The following is a 23,537-nucleotide window of genomic DNA, read 5'->3' as shown; positions in this document are numbered from 1 at the left end:
GCAAAGGTTGGAATGCAATTCAATGTGGGAGGGGGCTTGCCCCCGATAGCGGTGGGTCAGCCAGAAATATGCTGACTGATCCACAGCCATCGGGGGCAAGCCCCCTCCCACAGTTGATATGTGTTGTCAGGTCTTAAGCGCCAGGCAACGCCAACTGCGGGTTCACAAAATCGAACGCCGCCAACTGAAACCCTTGCTCATCCACCTGCAAAGCCCAACCCTGCTTGTCCCAATCCCCCAGCACAATGCGCTTGGCCGCCTGGTCGCCGATCTGCAGCTTGTGGATCGCCGGGCGGTGCGTATGGCCATGCACCAGGGTGCGCACGCCGAATTGCTGCATCACCCGCGGCACTTCCTCGGGTGTTACATCAACAATGTCGTTGGCTTTCATACGTACCTGGGCGCTGCTTTCGCTGCGCAGCTTGCGCGCCAGTTTGTGGCGGGTGCGCAACGGCAGGTGACGCAGGATAAACAGCACAATCGGGTTGCGCAGGATGCGCCGCAGCTTCATATAGCCAAGGTCGCGGGTGCACAGGCTGTCGCCGTGCATCAATAGCACGGGCTCGCCATGCAGTTGCACGACACTCGGGTCCTTGAGCAAGGTGGCGCCTGCAGCTTTGCAGAAGGCCTTGCCGATCAGGAAATCGCGGTTGCCATGCATGATGAAAATCGGGGTGCCGCTGTCGCTCAGCTCGCGCAGCGCCTCGCCAATGGAGCGCTGGAACGGCGTCATCCCATCGTCGCCAATCCAGGCTTCAAAGAAGTCCCCCAGAATGTACAACGCCTGGGCGCCTTGGGCGCGGCCGTGGAGCAGATCCAGAAACGCCCGGGTAATGTCCGGGCGCTCCTCTTCCAGATGCAAATCTGAAATCAGCAATATCACCCAACGATCTCGGCTTTCTCGACGATCACGTCTTCTGCTGGTACGTCCTGGTGACCGGCCTTGGAGGTAGTCGCCACGCCTTTGATCTTGTCAACGACGTCCTGGCCTTCGGTGACTTTACCGAATACCGCGTAGCCCCAGCCCTGCACGTTCTTGCCGCTGTGGTTGAGGAAGGCGTTGTCGGCCACGTTGATGAAGAACTGCGCGGAGGCCGAATGCGGCTCCATGGTACGGGCCATGGCGACGGTGTACTTGTCGTTGGAAAGGCCGTTGTCCGCTTCGTTCTGGATGCTTGGGCGCTTGTCTTTCTTTTCTTTCATGCCAGGCTCGAAACCGCCGCCCTGGACCATGAAGTTGCCGATAACACGGTGGAAAACGGTGTTTTCGTAGTGGCCAGCGTTCACGTACTCGATGAAGTTGGCGACGGTGATCGGCGCTTTTTCGGCGTTCAGCTCGATGACGATGTCACCGTGGTTGGTGGTCAGTTTGACTTGAGTCATGTTCACTACTCTTTTCAGGGAATTCGTGGGTTTGGACGCCTGGGCGCCTTACCGGTTTGGCCAAATCGCGGCCAAGGCGCGCAGTTTAGCGTGCCCGGCAGGAATTTCGAGGTGGTTTTTCACTGCCGGAGTCTTAAAGCAGCAATTAAAGCAGCAGTTTTTGGTCCTGGCCTGTCAGTGTCTTGACTGCTTCGGCTATTATGAGCCCTTTGTTTTATCTGGCCCCACCCGGCCACGAACCTGTCTGTTCAAGGATCCTATGAGCAAGCCCACTGTCGACCCTACCTCGAATTCCAAGGCCGGACCTGCCGTCCCGGTCAATTTCCTGCGCCCGATCATCCAGGCGGACCTGGATTCGGGCAAGCACACGCAGATCGTCACCCGCTTCCCGCCAGAGCCCAACGGCTACCTGCACATCGGTCACGCCAAGTCGATCTGTGTGAACTTCGGCCTGGCCCAGGAGTTCGGTGGCGTCACGCACCTGCGTTTCGACGACACCAATCCGGCCAAGGAAGACCAGGAATACATCGACGCCATCGAAAGCGACATCAAGTGGCTGGGCTTCGAATGGTCCGGTGAAGTGCGCTATGCGTCCAAGTATTTCGACCAGTTGTTCGACTGGGCCGTCGAGCTGATCAAGGCCGGCAAGGCCTATGTGGACGACCTGAGCCCGGAACAGGCCAAGGAATACCGTGGCACCCTGACCGAGCCGGGCAAGAACAGCCCGTTCCGCGACCGTTCGGTGGAAGAGAACCTCGACTGGTTCGCCCGCATGCGCGCCGGTGAGTTCCCGGACGGCGCCCGCGTGCTGCGCGCCAAGATCGACATGGCCTCGCCGAACATGAACCTGCGCGACCCGATCATGTACCGCATCCGCCACGCCCATCACCACCAGACCGGCGACAAGTGGTGCATCTACCCCAACTACGACTTCACCCACGGTCAGTCGGACGCCATCGAAGGCATCACCCACTCCATCTGCACCCTGGAGTTCGAAAGCCATCGCCCGCTGTACGAATGGTTCCTCGACAGCCTGCCGGTACCGGCGCACCCGCGTCAGTACGAATTCAGCCGTCTGAACCTGAACTACACCATCACCAGCAAGCGCAAGCTCAAGCAACTGGTGGACGAAAAGCACGTGCATGGCTGGGATGACCCGCGCATGTCCACGCTGTCGGGCTTCCGCCGTCGCGGCTACACCCCGGCGTCGATCCGCAACTTCTGCGACATGGTCGGCACCAACCGTTCCGACGGCGTGGTCGACTTCGGCATGCTCGAATTCAGCATCCGCCAGGACCTCGACGCCAACGCCCCGCGCGCCATGTGCGTGCTGCGTCCGTTGAAAGTGGTGATCACCAACTACCCGGAAGACAAGGTCGACAACCTCGAGTTGCCGCGCCATCCGCAAAACGAAGCACTTGGCGTGCGCAAGCTGCCGTTCGCGCGTGAAATCTACATCGACCGCGATGACTTCATGGAAGAGCCGCCAAAAGGCTACAAGCGCCTGGAACCTAATGGCGAAGTGCGCCTGCGCGGCAGCTACGTGATCCGCGCCGACGAAGCGATCAAGGACGCCGATGGCAACATCGTTGAACTGCGTTGCTCCTACGACCCGGAAACTCTTGGCAAGAACCCTGAAGGCCGTAAGGTCAAAGGCGTGATCCACTGGGTGCCAGCCGCTGCCAGCATCGAGTGCGAAGTGCGTTTGTACGATCGCCTGTTCCGCTCGCCGAATCCTGAGAAGGCCGAAGACAGCGCGAGCTTCCTCGACAACATCAACCCTGACTCCCTGCAAGTGCTCACTGGTTGTCGTGCCGAGCCATCGCTTGGCGACGCACAGCCGGAAGACCGTTTCCAGTTCGAGCGCGAAGGTTACTTCTGCGCGGATATCAAGGACTCGAAACCAGGTCGGCCGGTATTCAACCGCACCGTGACCTTGCGTGATTCGTGGGGCCAGTGATTCAGTCTTAAGGGAAACATCGTGCTAACGATTTACAACACGCTCAGCAAGACCAAAGAAGTCTTCAAGCCGCTGGATGGCAACAAGGTGCGCATGTACGTGTGCGGCATGACCGTGTACGACTACTGCCACATCGGCCACGGCCGCAGCATGGTTGCCTTCGACCTGGTGACCCGCTGGTTGCGTTTCAGTGGCTATGACTTGACCTATGTGCGCAACATCACCGACATCGACGACAAGATCATCAACCGCGCCAACGAAAACGGCGAGTCGTTTGACGCGCTGACCGAGCGCATGATTGCCGCGATGCACGAGGATGAGGCACGCCTCAACATCCTCAAGCCGGACATGGAGCCGCGCGCCACGGACCACATCCCTGGCATGCACGCGATGATCCAGACCCTGATCGACAAGGGTTACGCCTACGCTCCGGGCAATGGCGACGTGTACTACCGCGTCGCCAAGTTCATGGGCTACGGCAAGCTGTCACGAAAAAAGATCGAAGACCTGCGCATCGGCGCGCGTATCGAAGTCGACGAAGCCAAGCAGGACCCGCTGGATTTCGTGCTGTGGAAGGCGACCAAGCCCGGCGAGCCGAGCTGGGAGTCGCCATGGGGCGCGGGCCGTCCGGGCTGGCACATCGAATGCTCGGTGATGTCCACCTGCTGCCTGGGTGAGACTTTCGACATTCATGGCGGCGGCAGCGACCTTGAATTCCCGCACCACGAGAACGAGATCGCCCAAAGCGAAGCGGCCACCGGCAAGACCTACGCCAACGCCTGGATGCACTGCGGCATGATCCGCATCAATGGCGAGAAGATGTCCAAGTCCTTGAACAACTTCTTCACCATCCGCGACGTGCTGGAAAAGTATCACCCGGAGGTTGTGCGTTACCTGTTGGTGTCGAGCCACTACCGCAGTGCCATCAACTACTCGGAAGACAACCTCAAGGACGCCAAGGGCGCCCTGGAGCGTTTCTACCACGCATTGAAAGGCTTGCCTGCAGTAGCGCCGGCTGGCGGCGAAGCGTTCGTGGCACGGTTTACCGAAGTGATGAACGACGACTTTGGCACACCGGAAGCGTGCGCGGTGCTGTTCGAGATGGTGCGCGAGATCAACCGCCTGCGCGAGAGCGATCTCGACGCGGCGGCTGGGCTTGCTGCGCGCCTGAAAGAACTGGCCAGCGTGCTGGGCGTGTTGCAGATGGAAGCCGATGACTTCCTGCAAGCCGGTGCCGAAGGGCGTGTGGATGCGGAGCAAGTGGATGCGCTGATCCAGGCGCGTCTGGCGGCGCGTGCCAATAAAGACTGGGCGGAGTCCGACCGTATCCGTGACCAACTGACCGCGATGGGTGTGGTGTTGGAAGACGGGAAGGGTGGGACAACGTGGCGGTTGGCTGATCAGGCTTGATCGGTAGACGCTGAATCAAAAACGCCCCGACTGGTTCGGGGCGTTTTTTTTTGCGTCGGGTACGCAAGGGATTTATCGGGGTCCCCAATCCAAATGTGGGAGCGGGCTTGCTCGCGAATGCGGTGTGCCAGTCACCGAAAATGCTGACGGATACACCGCAATCGCAGGCAAGCCAGCTCCCACATTTTTCACCGTGCCCGCTTTACGAATTCTTAGGTTTCAGATTTGTCTGTGAACTGGATAGGCACACGGCATGCCCGAAGGCATCCTGCACACAGCCGCCATAACATCTGCAGCCCCCAATCCAAATGTGGGAGCGGGCTTGCTCGCGAATGCGGAGTGTCAGTCACCGAAAATGCTCACGGATACACCCAAGCTCCCACATTTTTATCGTGCCCGCTTTACGAATTCTTCGGTTTCAGATTTGTCTGTGAACTGGCTAGGCACCCGGCATGCCCGAAGGCATCCTGCACACAACCGCCATAACATCTGCAGCCCCCAATCCAAATGTGGGAGCGGGCTTGCTCGCGAATGCGGAGTGCCAGTCACCGAAAATACTGACTGATACACCGTCTTCGCAGGCAAGCCAGCTCCCACATTTTTCACCGTGCCCGCTTTACGAATTCTTCGGTTTCAGATTTGTCTGTGAACTGTCTAGGCACCCGGCATGCCCGAAGGCATCCTGCACACAACCGCCATAACATCTGCAGCCCCCAATCCAAATGTGGGAGCTGGCTTGCCTGCGAAGGCGGAGTGTCAGTCACCAAAAGTACTGACTGATACACCGCCTTCGCAGGCAAGCTAGCTCCCACATTTTTCACCGTGCCCGCTTTACGAATTCTTAGGTTTCAGATTTATCTGTGAACTGGATAGGCACCCGGCATGCCCTAAGGCATCCCCCGCACAGCCGCCATAACATCTGCAGTCCCCAATCCAAATGTGGGAGCTGGCTTGCCTGCGATTGCGGAGTGCCAGTCACCAAAAATGCTGACGGATACACCGCAATCGCAGGCAAGCCAGCTCCCACATTTTTCACCGTGCCCACTTTGCGAATTCTTCGGTTTCAGATTTGTCTGTGAACTGGCTAGGCACCCAGCATGCGCGAAGGCATCCCCCGCACAGCCGCCATAACATCTGCAGTCCCCAATCCAAATGTGGGAGCGGGCTTGCTCGCGAATGCGGTGTGCCAGTCACCGAAAATACTGACTGATACAGCGCCTTCGCAGGCAAGCCCGCTCCCACATTTTTCACCGTGCCCGCTTTACGAATTCTTCGGTTTCCACCCGGCATGCCCTAAGGCATCCCCCGCACAGCCGCCATAACATCTGCAGTCCCCAATCCAAATGTGGGAGCTGGCTTGCCTGCGATGGCGGAGTGCCAGTCACCGAAAATACTGACTGATACACCGCCTTCGCAGGCAAGCCAGCTCCCACATTTTTCACCGTGCCCGCTTTACGAATTCTTCGGTTTCCACCCGGCATGCCCTAAGGCATCCCCCGCACAGCCGCCATAACATCTGCAGCCCCCAATCCAAATGTGGGAGCGGGCTTGCTCGCGAATGCGGTGTGCCAGTCACCGAAAATACTGACTGATACACCGCCTTCGCAGGCAAGCCAGCTCCCACATTTTTTACCGTGCCCGGTTCATTCCGTCGCGGGTCTACGCCTCATGTAATCCACCCATTCGTACTCAAGTCCTTCGTGCTGTCGGACGCCATGGCGGCATACCTCGACGAACTCATCCTCAAAACTCGGAAACCTGGCTTCACCCTCATGTTCATCGTTGAACAGGGTCAGGTACAGCCTGTCCACCCGGTGAATCACTTGGTCATACAGCTCTGGGCCGCCACCGATGTGGATTTCGTCGGGGTTGTAGAGGGCGGCGCGTTCAAGTGCTGCTGCTAAAGACCGGCAGACGATAGCTTGCTGGTGCTCATAGTCGGGGTTTCTGGACAGCACGATATTGGGTCGATCCGACAGCGGCCGTCCGCTGAGCGCAATGACCGACTCGAAGGTTTTTCGGCCCATGATGACGGGCTTCCCGATGGTCTTGGCCGCGAATCTACGCAGATCATCCGGCACCATTCGCAACAGCCCGCCGGCTTTGCCGATGGAGCGGTTATGGCGTCCTATACCTGCGACCAATGCGAGGGGTGGGTTCATGATCTGTTCCTTCAGAGAAATGAATCAGGCCAATAGGGCGGGGTTACTCGCCTGAAGGCCGTGAAAGGCGCGAGCGCCTGCCATCACTTGATATCGACTCTGCACAAAACCATTGTCTGACACGTACGTACCCACATGACGCAACTCATGCTCACTGCCAACCGGGTTGAACAGTGGGATACCTTGCCCCAGCAACACCGGGATACGCGTAATGATCAGCTCATTGACCAGGCCCGCTGCAAGAAACGCCTGGATCGTCTGGCCGCCGTCGAGGTAAAGATGCTGCATGCCGCGCTTGGCTAACGTTGCCACCAGCTTGGTTACGTCTCCTGCCATGACCTCGACCTTGCCCTCCAGATGTGCAGGGATCTGCAGATGCTGATGGGAAAGCGCAATGACCGGCGTACCCTCGTAGGGCCACTCGGGGAAGGACAGGACTTTCTTCAGGGTTTTGCTGCCCATCACCAGCGCATCGACCGTGGCGATGAAGCTTTCATAGGTCACGCCGTTCAACTCCGCCGTTTCGTACTCTGGACGGTGCAACCACTCGATATCACCGTCCGGGCGGGCAATAAAGCCGTCGATGCTGGCTGCGATAAACACGGAACATCTGATATCCATGGCGAAAACTCCTTTTAGTGCGCGTGGACTTAGCGGCCTGCGGCTGACGACAGGCTGAAGGCTAATGTTAATTTAATCCGCGAGTGCAACAACCGAGCGTATACCTGATGCCCGTCAGTTAAGACGTCAAAGGGTAAACAGTACTGATGTCAGTGTTTACACCCACTTTTTGTATGGCGAGGATGTATGCGAAGTTGGTTGATCCGTTACCGTTACGCAATCATTTTCTGGTTGTGCTTCGGCGTTTTTCGTACCTCCCTGGCCGACTGGAACCCCATTCCCTCTGGCTCCATGCGCCCGACCTTGCTCGAGGGCGATGTGGTGCTAGTGAACCGGGTGGCCTACGACCTCAAGCTGCCGCTCACTGACATCTCCCTGGCCAAGCTCGATAACCCCCAACGCGGTGATGTGGTGACGTTTTCGTCGCCCAAGGACGGCATGCGCCTGATCAAGCGCATCGTCGGCATTCCCGGTGACACCCTGGAGATGAGAGACGAGGTGTTGTGGGTCAACGGTGTGCCTGCAACCTACAGCGACGCGCAGGATATCAGCGAGCCGATCGTGCCTGGCCATGCGGTCCCAGGCATCAAGCTGACCGAACAGGCGGCCAACAGCCAGCGCACGGTGCAGTTCATGCCGACAGTGCGGGCGTTGCGCAATTTCGGCCCGGTTACCGTACCGGCCGACAACTACTTTATGTTGGGCGACAACCGTGACAACAGCGATGACTCCAGATACATCGGTTTTGTGCCGCGCCGGTTATTGATCGGGCATGCCCATCATGTGCTGGCGTCGGCGGAAATCCTCGATCACTGGATGCCGCGTTTGCGCAGGTTCGGCGCGCCGATCTTGTAATAGGTTCCAGAGCTGTCAGCGGCGGCTGCTGACCTCAGCCGGCACGTCATCACCGGCCATGCGCTTGCGGAACAACGCCGTGCGCGCCAGCAGCAAGGTGGTCACCGGCACGGTGATCGACAGCAAAATCGGAATCAGCCAGCCGTGCAGCACCGGCCCGGATTTGAGCACCGAAAAATAGATGATCGACGCCAGTGCCACGCACCACGCGCCCAGGGTCGAGGCGAGTGCCGGTGGGTGCATGCGCTGGAAGAAGTCCTTCATGCGCAGTAAGCCGATCGCGCCAATCAAGGCAAACACGCTGCTCAATACCAGCAGCACCGCGACGACGATTTCCATCCATAACGGCATCATTCAATCACCTCCCCACGCAGCAGGAATTTGGCCAGGGCAAACGAGCCGACGAAGCCGAACAGCGCGATCAGCAGCGCCGCTTCGAAGTAGGTGTCACTGGCATAGCGAATGCCCAGCACCAGCATCATCAGCATTGCCAGGATGTACAGGTAGTCCAGCGCCAGTACCCGGTCCTGGGCCGACGGGCCCTTGAACAGGCGCACCAGGGTCAGCACCATCGCCAGCGAGAACAGGAACAGGCTGAACAGGATCGCATTGGAGAGCAGGGCGCTCATTCGAAGATCTCCATCAGGGGCCGCTCGTAGGCGTGTTTGAACGCTTGGATAAACAGCGCTTCGTCATCCAGGTCGAAGACGTGCAACAGCAGGATGCTGCGGTCCAGGGCCAGTTCTGACCAGACGGTGCCGGGCGTCACGCTGGTGATCATCGCCAGCACGGCCAGGCCATTGGCGTCGCGCAGGTCCAGCGGGATCTTGATAAAGCGCGAGCGCGGTGGGCGTGAGCCACAGGTGAGTACACCCCAGGCCACCTGCAGGTTGGAAACAATCACGTCGCGGCCGACCCGGAAAAACAGGCGGATGATCACGCCGGGGCGGCGGATACGGATCGGCAGCGGGCGCAGCGGCGCCATCAGCAGCGGCGCGAGAAAGCCCAGCAGCGCGCCCAGCAACAGGTTGCCGGGGCTGACCGACAGGTTCAACACCAGCCACAACACCCACAACGCCAGGGATAACCACGGGGCGGGGAACAGGCGCTTCATGGTTGCACCTCCAGCGCGGCTGCCTGGGCTTCGGGGCTCAGCACCGGGCGCGTGGCCATCACGGCCATCACATAGCGCTCCGGGTTGTTCAGGCTCTCGGCGGCGGCCTGGGTGTAGCGCATCAGTGGTTCGGCCTTGAACGTCAGGGCGATGCTCAGGCCGAGCAGGAAGAAGATCGGTATGCACTCATAGCGACGCAGCAGCGGCGAAGGGCGTTCCTCCGGGGTCCAGAAACGCTGGATGCCCAAGCGCGCAAAGGCGATCAACGAGGCCAGGCCGGACAGGATCAACAGCGCCACCAGGCCCCAGGCAGCGGGGCGGATCGGTTCGTCGACACTTACACCCAGCCCCAGTGGATTGACCAGCGCGCTCAACAGGCTGAGCTTGCCGATAAACCCGGACAGCGGCGGCATGCCGATAATCAGCAGCGCACAGGCGATAAAGCTCAAGCCCAGGAAGGCCATGGTCCAGGGGATCACCTGGCCAACCACGGCCTGCTGCTCATCATCCAGGTTCACGCCGGGGCGCGGGTGCAAAGACTCCATCGCTTTAGGCAACGCATCGATTTCCTCATCCAGCGGCAGGTCATTGGCCGAACGCGAGCGCTCGATCAGCTCGGCCAGCAGGAACAGCGCGCTCAACGCCAGGGTGGAACTGACCAGGTAGAACAGCGCCCCGGCCGTCAGGCTCGGTTGGGCAAAACCTACCGCCGACAGCAGGATCCCGGCCGAGACCAGGATGCTCAAGCTCGCCATGCGCTCCAGCCGCTGCGCTGCCACCATCGCCAGCCCGGCACAGATGATGGTCGCCATGCCGCCATACACCAGCCAGTCGCCGCCAAACAGCGCCGAGGCGCCGGCCTGGCCGGAAAACAGCAGCGTCCACAAGCGCAGCACGGTGTACACGCCAACCTTGGTCATGATCGCAAACATGGCCGCCACCGGCGCGCTCGCCGAGGAGTAGGCGGGCGCCAGCCAGAAGTTCAGCGGCCACATGCCGGCCTTGGCCAGGAACGCCACCGCCAGGATTGCTGCACCGGCGTGCAACAACCCGCGATCGGCCTCTGGCACCAGCGGGATTTTCAGCGCCAGGTCGGCGAAATTCAGTGTACCGGTGACCCCGTAGATCATCGCCGCGCCAATTAGGAACAACGACGACGCCAGCAGGTTTATCGCGATGTAATGCAGCCCCGAGGACACCCGTGCTCGGCCGGAGCCGTGCAGCATCAAACCGTAGGACGCCGCCAGCAGCACCTCGAAGAATACGAACAGGTTGAACAGGTCGGCGGTCAGGAACGCGCCGTACAGGCCCATCATCTGGATCTGGAACAAGGCGTGGAAGCTGGTGCCGGCGCGGTCCCAGCGGGCCATGGCGAACAGCAGAGCACTGACGCCGATGATCCCGGTGAGCACCAGCATTAACGCCGACAGTTGGTCCACCACCAGCACAATGCCGAACGGCACCTGCCAGTTGCCGGGAAGGTATACGCCAATCGAGCCGGGGCCGCCTTTTTGCGTCCAGTACAACAGCAGGATCGCGATGCCCAGGCCGACGACGCTGGAGAACAGATTGATTTTGGCTTTCAGCGGGCGGCGTTTTTCGCCAAGCATCAGCATCAGCGCGGCGGTCAGCAGCGGCAACAGGATCGGCGCGACGATCAGTTGATTCATCCACGTCATTCCTTGGGCTCCCGGCCGTCCACATGGTCGGTGCCGGTCAGGCCCCGCGAGGCCAGCAACACCACCAGGAACAACGCGGTCATGGCGAAGCTGATGACGATGGCCGTGAGCACCAGCGCCTGGGGCAGCGGGTCGGTGTAGTTGAGCAGGTCTTGCGGCACGCCGTCCTTGATGATCGGCTCCTTGCCGATGAACAGGCTGCCCATGCTGAAAATGAACAGGTTGACCCCATACGACAGCAGGCACAGGCCCATCACCACCTGGAATGTCCGTGGCCGCAGGATCAACCAGACGCCGGAGGCCGCGAGGACCCCAATGGCAATTGCGATGACTTCTTCCATCAGGCGGCTCCTTCCGTTGCGGCAACTACTTTGGCCTGGTTGCTCGGTTTATGCGCGCGCACGGACTGGTGGCCGAGGGCGGTGAGCATCAGCAGGGTCGAGCCGACGACCATGGCGTACACGCCGACGTCGAAGAACAACGCACTGGCGATATGGATATCGCCCAGCACGGGCAGGCTCAAATGCCAGGTGTGGGTGGTCAGGAACGGGTACCCGGCAAACAGCGCGCCGAGCCCGGTGAGGGTGGCCGAGAACAGCCCGAAGCCCATCCAGCGCATCGGCCGCAAACTCATTTGCGCCTCGACCCACTGGGTGCCGGCGACCATGTATTGCAGGATGAACGCCACCGACATCACCAGCCCTGCGACAAAACCGCCGCCGGGTTGGTTGTGGCCGCGCATGAACAGGTAGAACGACACCACCAGCGCAATCGGCAGCAGCAGGCGTACCAGCACCGCCGGCACCATCATGAAGCCCAGGGCGGTGTCGCTGGCCTGGCGCGGGTTGACCAGGTCGGTGGCCACGTCCGGCGCCAATTGGCGCTGTTGCGCCGGTAGCTGCATGCTTTCCTTGGACGGGCGGAAGCGTCGCAGCAGCGCGTACACGGTCAGCGCCACGGCGCCGAGCACGGTGATTTCGCCGAGGGTGTCGAAGCCACGGAAGTCCACCAGCATCACGTTCACCACATTGCTGCCGCCACCTTCGGGCAGGGCGCGGCTCAGGTAGAACGAGGAAATATCGTTGGGGGTCTGGCGCGTCAGCATCGCGTAGGACAACAGCGCCATGCCGCCGCCCACCACGGTAGAGAGCAGGAAGTCACGCAGGCGTCGAATGCGGGCCTTGCGCAGCGAACTCGGCAGTGGCGAGACTTCTTCGATCCGCCGTGGCAGCCAGCGCAGGCCCAGCAGGATCAGCACGGTGGTCACCACTTCCACCACCAGTTGCGTGAGCGCAAGGTCAGGCGCCGAGAACCATACGAAGGTGATGCAGGTCATCAGGCCGCACACGCTGACCATGGTCAGGGCCGCCAGCCGGTGGTACTTGGCCTGCCAGGCGGCGCCGAGGGCACAGCCTATCGCCAGCAGCCACAGGGTGACGAACACGATGGAACCCGGGATCTTCGGCCGGTCGCCCCAACTGAGGCCGCTGTTGAGCATCGGGATCAAACCGGCGATCACCGCCGCCAGCACCAGCAGGAACAGCTGGGTCTGCAGGCGTTTGGTGCTGATGCGTTTTTCGATCTTGCGCACCCCGCGCATCATCACCACCAGGCAGCGCTCGAAGCCGCGCTTGCCGTTGAAGTAGCTGATCAGCGGCGGGTACTTGAAGCGGCCGATCTTGAGTTGCTTGCGCAGCACCAGGTACAGCACCACGCCACCGGACATGGCCACCAGGCTCATGATCATCGGCGCGTTCCAGCCGTGCCAGATCGCCAGGCTGTACTCCGGCAGCACGCCACCCACCACCGGCAGGGCGGCGGCGGCGAGGATCGAACCGACCACCTGGGCGGGGAAGATGCCTACCAGCAGGCAGGTGAATACCAGCAATTCCACCGGCGCGCGCATCCAGCGTGGTGGTTCGTGAGGGGTATGGGGCAGGTCTTTTGCCGGCGGGCCGAAAAACACATCGACGGTAAAGCGCAGGGCATAAGCCACGCTGAAGGTACCGGCGACGGTGGCGATCACCGGCAAGGCGATTTCCACCCACTTTGTCGCCGAGATAAATACGGTTTCGGCGAAGAACATTTCCTTGGACAGGAAACCATTGAGCAGCGGCACCCCGGCCATCGACGCACTGGCCACCATCGCCAGGGTCGCGGTAAACGGGATCAGGCGCACCAGGCCACTGAGCTTGCGGATATCCCGCGTGCCGCTTTCGTGGTCGATGATGCCCGCCGCCATGAACAGCGAGGCCTTGAAGGTGGCGTGGTTGAGAATGTGGAACACCGCCGCGACGGCGGCCAGCGGGCTGTTGAGGCCGAGCAGCAGGGTGATCAGCCCGAGGTGGCTGATGGTGGAATAGGCCAGCAGGCCCTTGAGGTCATTCTGGAACATGGCGCAGTAGGCGCCGAGGAGGAGGGTGAGGGCGCCGGCGCCGCCGACGATCCAGAACCATTCTTCGCTGCCGGACAGCGACGGCCACAGGCGGGCCAGCAGGAACACGCCGGCCTTCACCATCGTTGCCGAGTGCAGGTAGGCCGAAACCGGCGTGGGCGCGGCCATCGCGTGGGGCAGCCAGAAGTGGAACGGGAACTGTGCGCTTTTGCTCAAGGCGCCGATCAGCACCAACGCCAGCATCACCGGGTATAACGCATGGGCGCGGATCTGCTCACCCGCCGCCAGCACCAGGTCGAGGTCATAACTGCCGACGATATGCCCCAGCAGCATCACGCCTGCGAGCAGGCACAAGCCGCCCGCGCCGGTAACCATCAGCGCCATATAGGCGCCGCGCCGTGCATCGGCGCGGTGGTGCCAGTAGCCGATCAACAGGAACGAGAACAGGCTGGTCAGTTCCCAGAAGAACACGATCTGGATCAGGTTGCCGGAGATCACCAGCCCGAGCATGGCGCCCATGAACGCCAGGAAAAACGCGAAGAAGCGCGGCACCGGATCGTCCGGCGACATGTAATAGCGCGCGTACAACGCCACCAGCGTGCCGATGCCCAGCACCAGCATCGAGAACAGCCAGGCAAACCCGTCCATGCGCAACACGAAGTTCAGCCCGAGGCTGGGCAACCACATGAATTCTTGGTGGATCACGCCACCGTGGGCGATCTGGGGGTAGAGCAGGGCGACTTGAATGCTGCCGACCAGGGCCACAAGGCCGGCCAGCAGGGATTCGGTGTTACGTGCATTGTGCGGCAGCAAGGCCGCCAGACAGCTGCCAATGAACGGCAGAAGCAGTAGAACTATCAGGGACATAGGCTTCTAATCTGCGGGAGTTTGGGATGCATCATACGTGCCGCTTTCACGATCACCAAACGGCAAGATGTGGCAGGATCCTACAAGGTAGGACGAAACCGCTGATTTAGCCTTGTTTCCAGACGCCAACTTACAAGCGTGGGAGCGGGCTTGCTCGCGAAAGCGGTGGGTCAGCCGACACCAATGTTGAATGCCAGCACGCATTCGCGAGCAAGCCCGCTCCCACAGTTGACCGAGTCGAGGCTTAGCCCTGTCGCTCTTGCTCCAGCTCCGCTTCCAACGCCAGCGCCTTCTGCCCCTTGGTCTTCATCTCACTCACAATCACTGCCGCCACAATCAACGCTGCCCCCAGCATCGCAATCGGCGGGAAACGCTCCCCGGCAATCCGCCCCACCACGCCTGCCCACACCGGCTCACCGGCATAAATCAAGGTGGCGCGGGTTGGTGAAACACTCTGTTGCGCCCAGTTCATTGCCACCTGGATCACTGCGCTGGTCAAACCCAGGCCCACCGCGCTAAACAGCAGCAACCACGAGAACCCCGGCAGCGCCTCGCCCATCGGCACCACCATCAGGAATGACAGCAACGACGCCGTGGCCAGTTGCACCACGGTCACCCGGCGCACATCTACCTGGCCGGCGAACGCACTGATCAGGATGATTTCCGCGGCAATCGCCACGGCGCCGATCAGGGTGGCGATTTCGCCGGCGCTGAAGTTCAACGACGCGCCGGCAGGGCCCGTCAACAGCATCAACCCGGCAAACGCCAGCATGATGCCAATGCTCGGCATCAAGCCTGGGCGGCGGCCGAGCACCAGCCACTGCAATAAGGGCACGAACGGCACATACAATGCGGTGATGAACGCCGACTGGCTGCTGAGGATCGTTTGCAGGCCGATGGTCTGCAAGCCGTAGCCGAACATGATCGCCACGCCGATAAACACCCCGGCCTTCAACTCGAACAGGGTCAGGTCGCGCAGGGTGCGCAAGGAAAAGAAACCCACCACGATGGCCGCAGCCGCAAATCGCAGGCCCACGAAAAACATCGGCCCGCTGACCGTCATCGCGTGTTGCACGAGCAAAAAGGTACCGCCCCAGATCATGGTAATGAACACCAGGATGCATTCGGCTTTACTGAAACGGTTGAAACGGCGGGAGGTGTTCGCGGTGGTCATGGCGGCTCGGTCTTGCAAGGGAAAGGTACGGACCGCACAATGCGCCGCACGCTGGGCAGTATACTGCGCACACCCACCCATTGAGCAATATAGTGCACAAAGAAAATCCACAACGGGCCTCGGTCCTGCAGCACGTCAGCCAAAACGTCCGTCGCCTGCGCCATGCCGCCGACTTGAGCCAGACCGCGCTCTCGGAAAAATCCGGCGTCAGCCGGCGCATGCTGGTGGCCATCGAGGCGGGTGAGAAGAACGTCAGCCTGTCCACCCTGGACCGCGTTGCCGAAGCGTTGGACGTGGCCTTCAGCGACCTGATCCAGGCCCCGGATGCGCCCGACCACAGCCGCATCAACGAGCTGGCCTGGGCCGGCGATATCCCTGGCAGCAAGGCGGTGCTGCTGGCCAAGGCCACCGCGCGGCGCGAGGTCGAGTTGTGGGAGATGCAGCTGGAGCCGGGTGATCGCTACAGCCCCGACCCCGACCCGGACGGCTGGAGCGTGCAGCTGTTTGTATTCGAAGGTTGCCTCACGCTGCTGGTAGGCGATGAAGAAAAGCGCGTCGCCGCCGGCGAGTTCTATATGTTCGCCAGCCGTCATGTGCACGGCTACCGCAACGACGGCGAGGTGGCTGTACGCTTCGTGCGCAACGTGGTGATCTAACTGTCTGCCAGGCAACAGTGGATGCACACTTTGCTGGTTTGAGCTGCGGCTCGGCGCCATGAATCACCAGCAAACGCCTGATTTTATTCACGATTAAATTCAGGCACGACTCCTGCAAACACTCCAGTATCCCCTCGGAGCCTGGAGTCGGCCCATGTCAGCCCACCCTCAACACCCTGCCCATATCATCCGCTCGGACGCCGAAGCCATCGAGGTGGCCACCCGCCTGGCCGCGCGCTTTGCCGTCGACGCCAGCGTGCGCGACCGCGAGCGCCGCCTGCCGGTGGCCGAACTTGACGAGTTTTCGGCCAGCGGGTTGTGGGGCATCACCATTCCCAAGGCCTACGGCGGCGCCGAAGTGTCCTATGTGACGGTGGCCGAGGTGATCAAGTTGATCTCCGCCGCCGACCCGTCGTTGGGGCAGATTCCGCAGAACCACCTTGGCGTGGTCGACATCCTGCTGCAAACCGCCAGCGAGGAACAAAAGCGCCACTACTTCGGCAAGGTCCTGGCGGGTTACCGCTTCGGTAATGCTTTCTCCGAGGCCAAAAGCAAAAACGCCGGCACCTTTGATACGCAGATCCGCTTCCACGCTGACAGCGCGCAAATCAACGGCGAGAAGTTCTACTGCACCGGCGCGCTGTTCGCCCACATCGTGCCCACCGTCGGCAACAACGAACACGGCCAGGCCTTTATTGCCTTTGTTGAACGCGACGCCCCGGGCCTCAGTGTGGTCGACAGTTGGGACGGTTTCGGCCAGCGCACCACTGCCAGCGGCGGCGTGACCCTCGACGGTGTGAGCGTGCCGCGCAGTGCTGTGATTCCCGCTCACCAGGCCTTCGACCAACCCACCGCCAACGGCCCGATCTCGCAGATCATCCAGGCGGCCGTCGACACCGGCATTGCCCTCGGCGCCTTGGAGCAAGCCAAGATTCATGCGCGCCAGGCGCGGCCGTGGATCGACAGCCAACAGGATCATGGCTGGCAGGACCCGTTCACCATCGCCGCCATCGGCGACCTGCAGTGGCGCGTGCACGGCACCGAAGCGATTCTCGCCAAGGCTGGCCGTGCGGTCGACCTGGCGCTGGCTGAGCCAAGCGAAGACACCGTCGCCAATGCCTCGCTGGTGGTCGCCCAGGCCAAAGTGTTGTCCGCCGAAACCGCGTTGCTCGCCAGCAGCAAACTGTTTGAATTGGCCGGCACCCGCTCGGTTACCGGCAAACACAACCTCGACCGCTTCTGGCGCAACGCGCGCACCCACACCCTGCACGACCCGGCCCGCTGGAAATACCACTTGATCGGCAACTTCGTGCTCAACGGCGTGAAGCCGGCACGCCACGCCTGGAACTGAGGAGACTTGACCATGACCGCCCTGAATCAGGCCCGCCAACTGCTGGAAAGCACCCGGCGGCATGTCGCGAAAAGCGACGACCCCTACGTGATCAGCCGCTTCGGCGATTGGCAGATCCGCGTCGATGTGGCCGCCGCCCTGCTGGAACGCGCCGACACCCATCCCAGCCCGGTCGCGATCACCGAAGCGCAGATTGCCGCCGCCGAAGCCTTGCTCTTTGCCAGCAACACCGAATTTGAACTCACCGGACAACGCACTGCATTGCCGCCGACGCTCGATGACCCCCTGCGCTGGAAATACCAGGTCGTCGGCAACTACCACCTCAACGGAGTGCTTTGATGTCCCGTGAAATCCGCTTGAATGCCTTCGACATGAACTGTGTCGGCCACCAATCCCCCGGCCTGTGGGCGCACCCGCGTGACCGTTCGTGGCAGTACAAGGACCTGGAATACTGGACCGACCTCGCCAAGATCCTGGAGCGCGGCAAGTTCGACGGCCTGTTTATCGCTGACGTGCTGGGCATCTATGACGTGTACAACGGCAACGGCGACGCAGCGATCCGCCAGGCCACCCAAGTGCCGGTCAACGATCCGCTGTCGCTGATCGCGCCGATGGCGCTGGTCACCGAGCACTTGGGTTTCGGCCTGACCGCTTCGTTGTCGTTCGAACACCCGTACCCGTTTGCGCGCAGGCTTTCCACCCTTGATCACCTGACCAAGGGCCGCATCGGCTGGAACATCGTCACCTCCTATCTGGAAAGCGGCGCCAAGAACCTCGGCCAGAAAGCCCAGACCGAACACGACGCACGCTACGACTATGCCGAGGAATACTTGGAGGTTTGCTACAAACTCTGGGAAGGCAGCTGGGAGGAGGGCGCCGTGCTGCGGGACCGCGAGCGCCGAATTTTCAGCGACCCGAGCAAGATTCACGAGATTCGCCACGTCGGCAAACATTTCCAGGTGCCGGGCATTCACCTGTGCGAGCCGTCACCGCAGCGCACGCCAGTGCTCTACCAGGCCGGTGCGTCCAGCCGTGGCAAGCAGTTTGCCGCCGAGCAGGCCGAATGCGTGTTTGTGGCGGCGCCGTCCAAGGTGCTGCTGAAAAAGACCGTCGCCGACATCCGCCGCCGCGCGGCCGAAGCCGGGCGCGATCCGAAGAAAATCCTGATCTTCAACTTGCAGACGGTGATCGTCGGTGAAACCGATGCCAAGGCCAAAGCCAAGTTTGACGAATACAAAGCCTACGTCAGCTACGAGGGCGCGATGGCGCTGATCTCCGGCTGGACGGGCATCGATTTCAGCCAGTTCAAACCGGATGAACCGCTCAAGCATGTGCACACCAATGCCATTCAATCGGCGGTGGAAGCCTTCTCCACGGCAGACCCGAACAAGGTCTGGACCCCGAATGAGCTGGCCGACTGGGTGGGGATCGGCGGGTTCGGCCCACTGTTTGTCGGCGGCCCGGAAACCGTTGCCGACCTGTTGCAGGAATGGGTCGAGGAGACCGACGTGGACGGCTTCAACCTGGCCTACGCGTTGACCCACGAAACCTTCATCGACGCCGTGGACCTGCTGGTGCCGGAGTTGCAGAAGCGTGGCGTGTACAAGACCGAATACGCCCAGGGCACGTTGCGCGAGAAGCTGTTTGGCGACGGCGCACGGTTGGGCGCGAACCACCCCGGCGCCAGCTACCGCGACCTATCTACCCTGCACAAAACCAATGTGGGAGGGGGCTTGCCCCCGATAGCGGTGGGTCAATCAAAGGTGTTCTAACTGAGCCACCGCCATCGGGGGCAAGCCCCCTCCCACATTTGCCCCGTGTTGTCATGAATATCCCAGCCAGCGGACCACCGCACGCTTAACACCCAATAGGAGCATTACCCTATGAGCGTGCACGCACTCAAACGCGACCTGTCTGCCCTACACCAAACCAATGTGGGAGGGGGCTTGCCCCCGATAGCGGTGGGTCAATCAAAGGTGTTCTAACTGAACCACCACCATCGGGGGCAAGCCCCCTCCCACATTTGCCCCGTGTTGTCATGAATATTCCGGCCAGCGGACCACCGCACGCTTAACCCCCCAATAGGAGCATTACCCTATGAGCGTGCACGACCTATCTGCCCTGCACAAAACCAATGTGGGAGGGGGCTTGCCCCCGATAGCGGTGGGTCAATCAAAGGTGTTCTAACTGAACCACCACCATCGGGGGCAAGCCCCCTCCCACATTTGCCCCGTGTTGTCATGAATATCCCGGCCAGCGGACCACCGCACGCTTAATACCCCAATAGGAGCATTACCCCTATGAGCGTGCACGAACTCAAACGCCCGCTGGCCCTGGAATGGCCCGCCGAGGCACTCGACAACCTGCCCAAGGCCCAGGAGCAACTGCACCACTGGGCGCAGATCACCCCGCTGCACATCGCGCTGCGCCACAAGCGCCAGGGCCAGTGGCATGCCTGGCGTTGGATCGACGTGTTGCGCGATGTCGAGCGGCTGGCCGATGGCTTGCGCCAGCAGGGCTTCGGCGAGCAATCGCGGCTGGCGCTCAGCGGCGTGTTCGAGCCAAGCCTGTTATTGCTGGCATTGGCTGCCCAGGCGCTGGGCGGGCAGGTGCTCACGCTGGCCGACAGCCTCGAACCTGCGGCGTTGCAACAACAGCTGTGGCGTATTCGCCCGAGCCACGTGTACGTGCAAGGCCGTCAGCCGCAGTGGGATTTCACCCAGCGGTTGGACTTTGCCCACTTACTCGGCCCGGTAGACCCGGCGCAGCACCTGCATCGCTGGTGGCAACCGAGCGGCGAAACGCTGTTGTGGAGCGAGGAGGGCACCCAGTGGCAAGGCGGTCTGGCGGTGGTGCTGGAGCAGTGGCTGACCAGCGGCCATGGCCTGGCCTTCCCGGAAAACCTGGCGTCGGCGCGGCGTGATCGCAGTGAAGTTGCGCCCACCGGCCTGTTGCTGTCGCCCGAGCGTTTGCAGCACTTGGCCGACGATATCGAAAGTCGCCTGGCGCCCCACGGTACCTGGCGCCGGCGCTTGTGTGAGTGGGCAATTGCCCGCCCGCACAACGGCCTGGGCCGCTTGCTGAAAAATCGCGTGCGCAAACTGCTGGGCTTCCAGCGCCTGGCCTATATCTGGCAGCCGCTCAAATCCACTGCCGAGCCGAATTGGCTGGCCGAATTCAAACGGGATATTGCATGAGCCAAGCAATTCTCCAAGTGCGCGACATCTCGCTGTCGTTCAAAGGGGTCAAGGCCATCAATGCCTTGTCCTTCGACGTGCAGCGCGGCGAAATCTGCGCGCTGATCGGCCCCAATGGTGCCGGTAAAAGTTCGCTGCTCAATGTGCTCAACGGTGTGTATCGCTTCGACGCAGGCGAGATTGTGTTCGAGCAACAGCATTTCCAGCGTATCGACCCCTTGGGGGCTGCGCGTAGAGGCATTGGCCGCACCTTCCAGAACAACGCGCTGTTCAAGAAGATGAGCGTGCTCGACAACCTGCTCACCGGCCTGTCGCGGCATTCGCGCAGCAGTTTTATCGAACAGGCCCTGGGCCTGCCCCGGGCGCGGCGGGAAGCCGAGGCGTTCCGCTTGCGCGGCCAGGCCATTCTCGAATTCCTCGAGCTGCAGGCCCATCGTGATGTGTTGGTGGGCAACCTGTCCTACGGCCTGCAAAAGCGCGTGGAACTTGGCCGCGCGCTGATCGCCGGGCCCAGCCTGTTGCTGCTCGACGAACCCATGGCCGGCATGAACGCCGAGGAAAAACACGACATGGCGCGCTTCGTCGCCGATGTAAACCGCGACCTGGGCACCACCGTGGTGTTGATCGAACACGATATGGGCGTGGTCATGGGCCTGTCCGACCATGTGGTGGTGCTCGACTACGGGCGCAAGGTCGGCGATGGCACGCCCGCCGAGGTGCAAGCCAACCCCGAGGTGATCGCCGCCTACCTGGGAGTCGCACACTGATGACCTTTTTCTTCGAAACCCTGCTCGGCGGCCTGCTCGCCGGCACCATGTACTCGCTGGTCGCCATTGGCTTCGTGCTGATCTACAAGGCCAGCGGCGTGTTCAACTTTGCCCAGGGGTCGATGCTGCTGTTTGCCGCGCTGACCTTCGTCAGCCTGCATGACCAGGGCGTGCCCTTTGCCCTGGCGTTGCTGCTGACGGTGCTGGTGCTGATCGTCGGCGCGCTGCTGATCGAGCGCCTGGTGCTGCGGCCCTTGGTCAACCGTTCGCAGATCACCCTGTTCATGGCCACCCTCGGGCTGTCGTTCATTATTGAAGGCCTGGCCCAAGGCTTGATGGGCTCGCAGGTGCGCGCCCTGGACCTGGGCATCGACGACGTGCCGCTGTTTGTCGGGCCGCTGATGCTCAGCCAGTTCGACCTGATCGCGGCTGCCGTGGCGGTGGTGCTGGTGACGGTGCTGGCGCTGCTGTTCAACAAGACCCGCATCGGCGTGTCGTTGCGGGCGGTGGCGGATGACACCACGGCGGCGCTGTCCATCGGTATCAACCTCAACCGCATCTGGCAGATCGTCTGGGCGGTGGCCGGCGTGGTCGGGCTGGTGGCGGGCCTGTTGTGGGGCGCGCGCCAAGGGGTGCAGTTTTCACTCTCGCTGGTGGTGCTCAAGGCCTTGCCGGTGTTGATCATCGGCGGCTTCACCTCGATTGGCGGGGCGATTGTCGGCGGGCTGATTGTGGGCGCGGCGGAGAACCTCGCCGAGGTGTATATCGGCCCGTTGATCGGCGGTGGCATCACGCCGTGGTTTGCCTACGTACTGGCCCTGGCCTTCCTGTATATCCGTCCCGCCGGCCTGTTCGGCGAGCGCGCCATCGAGCGAGTCTGAAACCATGTCGATCCCTGTTGCTGAACAAACCGCGCCGTTGCTGCTGACCCAACGGCGTCTGCCCTGGGGCCTGCTCGGCCTGCTGGCGTTGGCCTTTATCGTGGTGCCGCTGTGGGGCAATGACTATTGGCTGAATGCGATCCTGATCCCGTTCCTGGTGCTGTCCCTGGCCGGGTTGGGCCTGAACCTGTTGACCGGCTACACCGGGCAAACCTCAGTCGGCGCGGCGGGGTTCATGGCCGTGGGCGCGTTTGCCAGCTATGGTTTTCTGTTGCGCCTGCCGGAGCTGGGCTTGCCGCTGGCATTGCTTGGCGGCGGTGTGATCAGCGCGGGGGTGGGCTTGCTGTTCGGCCTGCCCAGCTCGCGGATCAAGGGCTTCTACCTGATGGTCACCACCCTGGCGGCGCAGTTTTTCCTCGAGTGGGTGTTCGTCAAATTCCCCTGGTTCTACAACTACGGTTCGTCCGGCACCATTTCCGCGCCAAAGCTGGCGCTGTTCGGCCATGACCTCAACACGCCGTTGGGTCGCTACCTGCTGACGCTGGTGACGGTGCTGCTGTTGACCTGGGCCGCCGTCAACCTGGTGCGCAGCCAGGTCGGGCGCAACTGGATGGCGATCCGCGACATGGACACCGCCGCTGCCGTAGTCGGCATCCCGGTGGTGCGCTACAAGCGCCTGGCGTTTGCGGTCAGTTCGTTCTACCTAGGGATTGCCGGCGCGCTGTGGGCCTTCGCCTACCTGGGCACGGCCAGTGCCAGCAGCTTCGATATCAACCGCTCATTCCAGATCCTGTTCATCATCATTATCGGCGGCATGGGCAGCATCGCCGGCAACTTCGTCGGCGCGGCCTTTATCAGCTTACTGCCGATTCTGCTCAGCCATGCCGGACAAGCGCTGTTTGGTGGCGCGGTGGATGCGGGGCAGTTGCAGAACCTGCAGAAAATTATCTTCGGCGTGTTGATCATCGTGTTCCTGATCAAGGAACCCGAGGGGTTGATTCGCCTGTTGCACACCCTGCGCGACCGTCTGCGGCAGTGGCCGCTGCGTTTCTAACCTTCCTTCAA

Annotated in this window: 22 protein-coding genes; 11 read left to right on the top strand and 11 right to left on the bottom strand. The window is 61.6% G+C overall.

Translation table 11 applies throughout. The annotated features are described in order from the left end of the window. Positions 1–133 precede the first annotated feature (133 nt). On the bottom strand, positions 134–883 hold the full coding sequence (gene lpxH, locus CXQ82_RS19325; protein WP_101271824.1) for a UDP-2,3-diacylglucosamine diphosphatase: 750 nt from the start codon (positions 881–883) through the stop codon (positions 134–136). Further along, entirely contained in the window at positions 880–1,383 is a 504-nt protein-coding gene (locus tag CXQ82_RS19320; protein ID WP_101271823.1) for a peptidylprolyl isomerase, read from the bottom strand. The genes lpxH and CXQ82_RS19320 overlap by 4 nt, the downstream gene beginning before the upstream one ends. A 259-nt stretch (positions 1,384–1,642) precedes the next feature. Here CXQ82_RS19320 and CXQ82_RS19315 point away from each other — a divergent pair, with 259 nt between their 5' ends. Next, entirely contained in the window at positions 1,643–3,343 is a 1,701-nt protein-coding gene (locus CXQ82_RS19315) for a glutamine--tRNA ligase/YqeY domain fusion protein (protein WP_101271822.1), read from the top strand. Between the two features lie 21 nt (positions 3,344–3,364). Then, positions 3,365–4,753 (top strand): cysteine--tRNA ligase, encoded by a 1,389-nt coding sequence (gene cysS / locus CXQ82_RS19310; protein ID WP_101271821.1) that lies wholly within the window; start codon positions 3,365–3,367, stop codon positions 4,751–4,753. Positions 4,754–6,396: 1,643 nt separating this feature from the next. On the opposite strand, the gene CXQ82_RS19300 is transcribed toward cysS, so the two are convergent. Both CXQ82_RS19300 and CXQ82_RS19295 read right to left on the bottom strand, forming a co-directional pair. Next, positions 6,397–6,915 carry a dihydrofolate reductase gene (locus CXQ82_RS19300; protein WP_101271819.1) on the bottom strand — a complete coding sequence of 173 codons (519 nt, stop codon included), beginning with the start codon at positions 6,913–6,915 and terminating at the stop codon, positions 6,397–6,399. Positions 6,916–6,939: 24 nt separating this feature from the next. Continuing rightward, positions 6,940–7,536, bottom strand: coding sequence for a dihydrofolate reductase family protein (locus tag CXQ82_RS19295; RefSeq protein ID WP_101271818.1), 597 nt, complete (start codon positions 7,534–7,536; stop codon positions 6,940–6,942). Positions 7,537–7,722: 186 nt separating this feature from the next. Here CXQ82_RS19295 and lepB point away from each other — a divergent pair, with 186 nt between their 5' ends. Continuing rightward, positions 7,723–8,391: a signal peptidase I gene (gene lepB, locus CXQ82_RS19290; protein ID WP_101271817.1), complete on the top strand. Its 669-nt coding sequence runs from the start codon at positions 7,723–7,725 to the stop codon at positions 8,389–8,391. Positions 8,392–8,406: 15 nt separating this feature from the next. Here lepB and CXQ82_RS19285 read toward each other — a convergent pair whose 3' ends face one another. The 7 genes from CXQ82_RS19285 to CXQ82_RS19250 all read right to left on the bottom strand — a co-directional run bounded on the left by CXQ82_RS19285 (position 8,407) and on the right by CXQ82_RS19250 (position 15,620). Beyond that, positions 8,407–8,745 (bottom strand): Na+/H+ antiporter subunit G, encoded by a 339-nt coding sequence (locus CXQ82_RS19285; protein WP_028616866.1) that lies wholly within the window; start codon positions 8,743–8,745, stop codon positions 8,407–8,409. Beyond that, positions 8,742–9,020: a K+/H+ antiporter subunit F gene (locus CXQ82_RS19280; RefSeq protein WP_003211751.1), complete on the bottom strand. Its 279-nt coding sequence runs from the start codon at positions 9,018–9,020 to the stop codon at positions 8,742–8,744. The genes CXQ82_RS19285 and CXQ82_RS19280 overlap by 4 nt, the downstream gene beginning before the upstream one ends. After that, positions 9,017–9,505, bottom strand: coding sequence for a Na+/H+ antiporter subunit E (locus CXQ82_RS19275; protein ID WP_101271816.1), 489 nt, complete (start codon positions 9,503–9,505; stop codon positions 9,017–9,019). Before CXQ82_RS19275 ends, CXQ82_RS19280 begins: the two co-directional genes overlap by 4 nt. Further along, entirely contained in the window at positions 9,502–11,184 is a 1,683-nt protein-coding gene (locus tag CXQ82_RS19270; protein WP_101271815.1) for a monovalent cation/H+ antiporter subunit D, read from the bottom strand. Before CXQ82_RS19270 ends, CXQ82_RS19275 begins: the two co-directional genes overlap by 4 nt. After that, positions 11,181–11,525 (bottom strand): Na+/H+ antiporter subunit C, encoded by a 345-nt coding sequence (locus CXQ82_RS19265; RefSeq protein ID WP_003192163.1) that lies wholly within the window; start codon positions 11,523–11,525, stop codon positions 11,181–11,183. The genes CXQ82_RS19270 and CXQ82_RS19265 overlap by 4 nt, the downstream gene beginning before the upstream one ends. Further along, positions 11,525–14,446 carry a monovalent cation/H+ antiporter subunit A gene (locus CXQ82_RS19260; protein ID WP_101271813.1) on the bottom strand — a complete coding sequence of 974 codons (2,922 nt, stop codon included), beginning with the start codon at positions 14,444–14,446 and terminating at the stop codon, positions 11,525–11,527. Before CXQ82_RS19260 ends, CXQ82_RS19265 begins: the two co-directional genes overlap by 1 nt. A 244-nt stretch (positions 14,447–14,690) precedes the next feature. Continuing rightward, the gene (locus CXQ82_RS19250; RefSeq protein ID WP_101271809.1) at positions 14,691–15,620 is read right to left on the bottom strand and encodes a DMT family transporter; all 930 of its coding nucleotides are present in this window, start codon (positions 15,618–15,620) and stop codon (positions 14,691–14,693) included. A gap of 92 nt (positions 15,621–15,712) precedes the next feature. On the opposite strand from CXQ82_RS19250, the gene CXQ82_RS19245 reads away from it, so the two are divergent. The 8 genes from CXQ82_RS19245 to CXQ82_RS19210 all read left to right on the top strand — a co-directional run bounded on the left by CXQ82_RS19245 (position 15,713) and on the right by CXQ82_RS19210 (position 23,526). Then, positions 15,713–16,276, top strand: a complete 564-nt coding sequence (locus tag CXQ82_RS19245; protein ID WP_101271807.1) for a helix-turn-helix domain-containing protein — start codon at positions 15,713–15,715, stop codon at positions 16,274–16,276. A 154-nt stretch (positions 16,277–16,430) separates the two neighbouring features. Continuing rightward, the gene (locus CXQ82_RS19240; protein ID WP_101271805.1) at positions 16,431–17,627 is read left to right on the top strand and encodes an SfnB family sulfur acquisition oxidoreductase; all 1,197 of its coding nucleotides are present in this window, start codon (positions 16,431–16,433) and stop codon (positions 17,625–17,627) included. A gap of 12 nt (positions 17,628–17,639) precedes the next feature. Next, a complete protein-coding gene (locus tag CXQ82_RS19235; protein WP_101271803.1) occupies positions 17,640–17,966 on the top strand; it encodes an acyl-CoA dehydrogenase in 327 nt (108 codons plus the stop codon). Beyond that, positions 17,966–19,399 carry an LLM class flavin-dependent oxidoreductase gene (locus tag CXQ82_RS19230; RefSeq protein ID WP_101271801.1) on the top strand — a complete coding sequence of 478 codons (1,434 nt, stop codon included), beginning with the start codon at positions 17,966–17,968 and terminating at the stop codon, positions 19,397–19,399. The genes CXQ82_RS19235 and CXQ82_RS19230 overlap by 1 nt, the downstream gene beginning before the upstream one ends. Positions 19,400–19,927: 528 nt before the next feature. Next, a complete protein-coding gene (locus tag CXQ82_RS19225) occupies positions 19,928–20,824 on the top strand; it encodes an AMP-binding protein (RefSeq protein ID WP_101271799.1) in 897 nt (298 codons plus the stop codon). Continuing rightward, entirely contained in the window at positions 20,821–21,591 is a 771-nt protein-coding gene (locus CXQ82_RS19220; RefSeq protein WP_101271797.1) for an ABC transporter ATP-binding protein, read from the top strand. Before CXQ82_RS19225 ends, CXQ82_RS19220 begins: the two co-directional genes overlap by 4 nt. Continuing rightward, positions 21,591–22,472: a branched-chain amino acid ABC transporter permease gene (locus CXQ82_RS19215; protein WP_101271794.1), complete on the top strand. Its 882-nt coding sequence runs from the start codon at positions 21,591–21,593 to the stop codon at positions 22,470–22,472. Before CXQ82_RS19220 ends, CXQ82_RS19215 begins: the two co-directional genes overlap by 1 nt. A 4-nt stretch (positions 22,473–22,476) precedes the next feature. Beyond that, positions 22,477–23,526, top strand: coding sequence for a branched-chain amino acid ABC transporter permease (locus tag CXQ82_RS19210; RefSeq protein WP_101271792.1), 1,050 nt, complete (start codon positions 22,477–22,479; stop codon positions 23,524–23,526). Positions 23,527–23,537: the final 11 nt, after the last annotated feature.

The organism is Pseudomonas sp. S09G 359 (genome assembly GCF_002843605.1).
GTDB lineage: Bacteria > Pseudomonadota > Gammaproteobacteria > Pseudomonadales > Pseudomonadaceae > Aquipseudomonas.
This window is presented reverse-complemented; position numbering and strand designations above follow the sequence as displayed.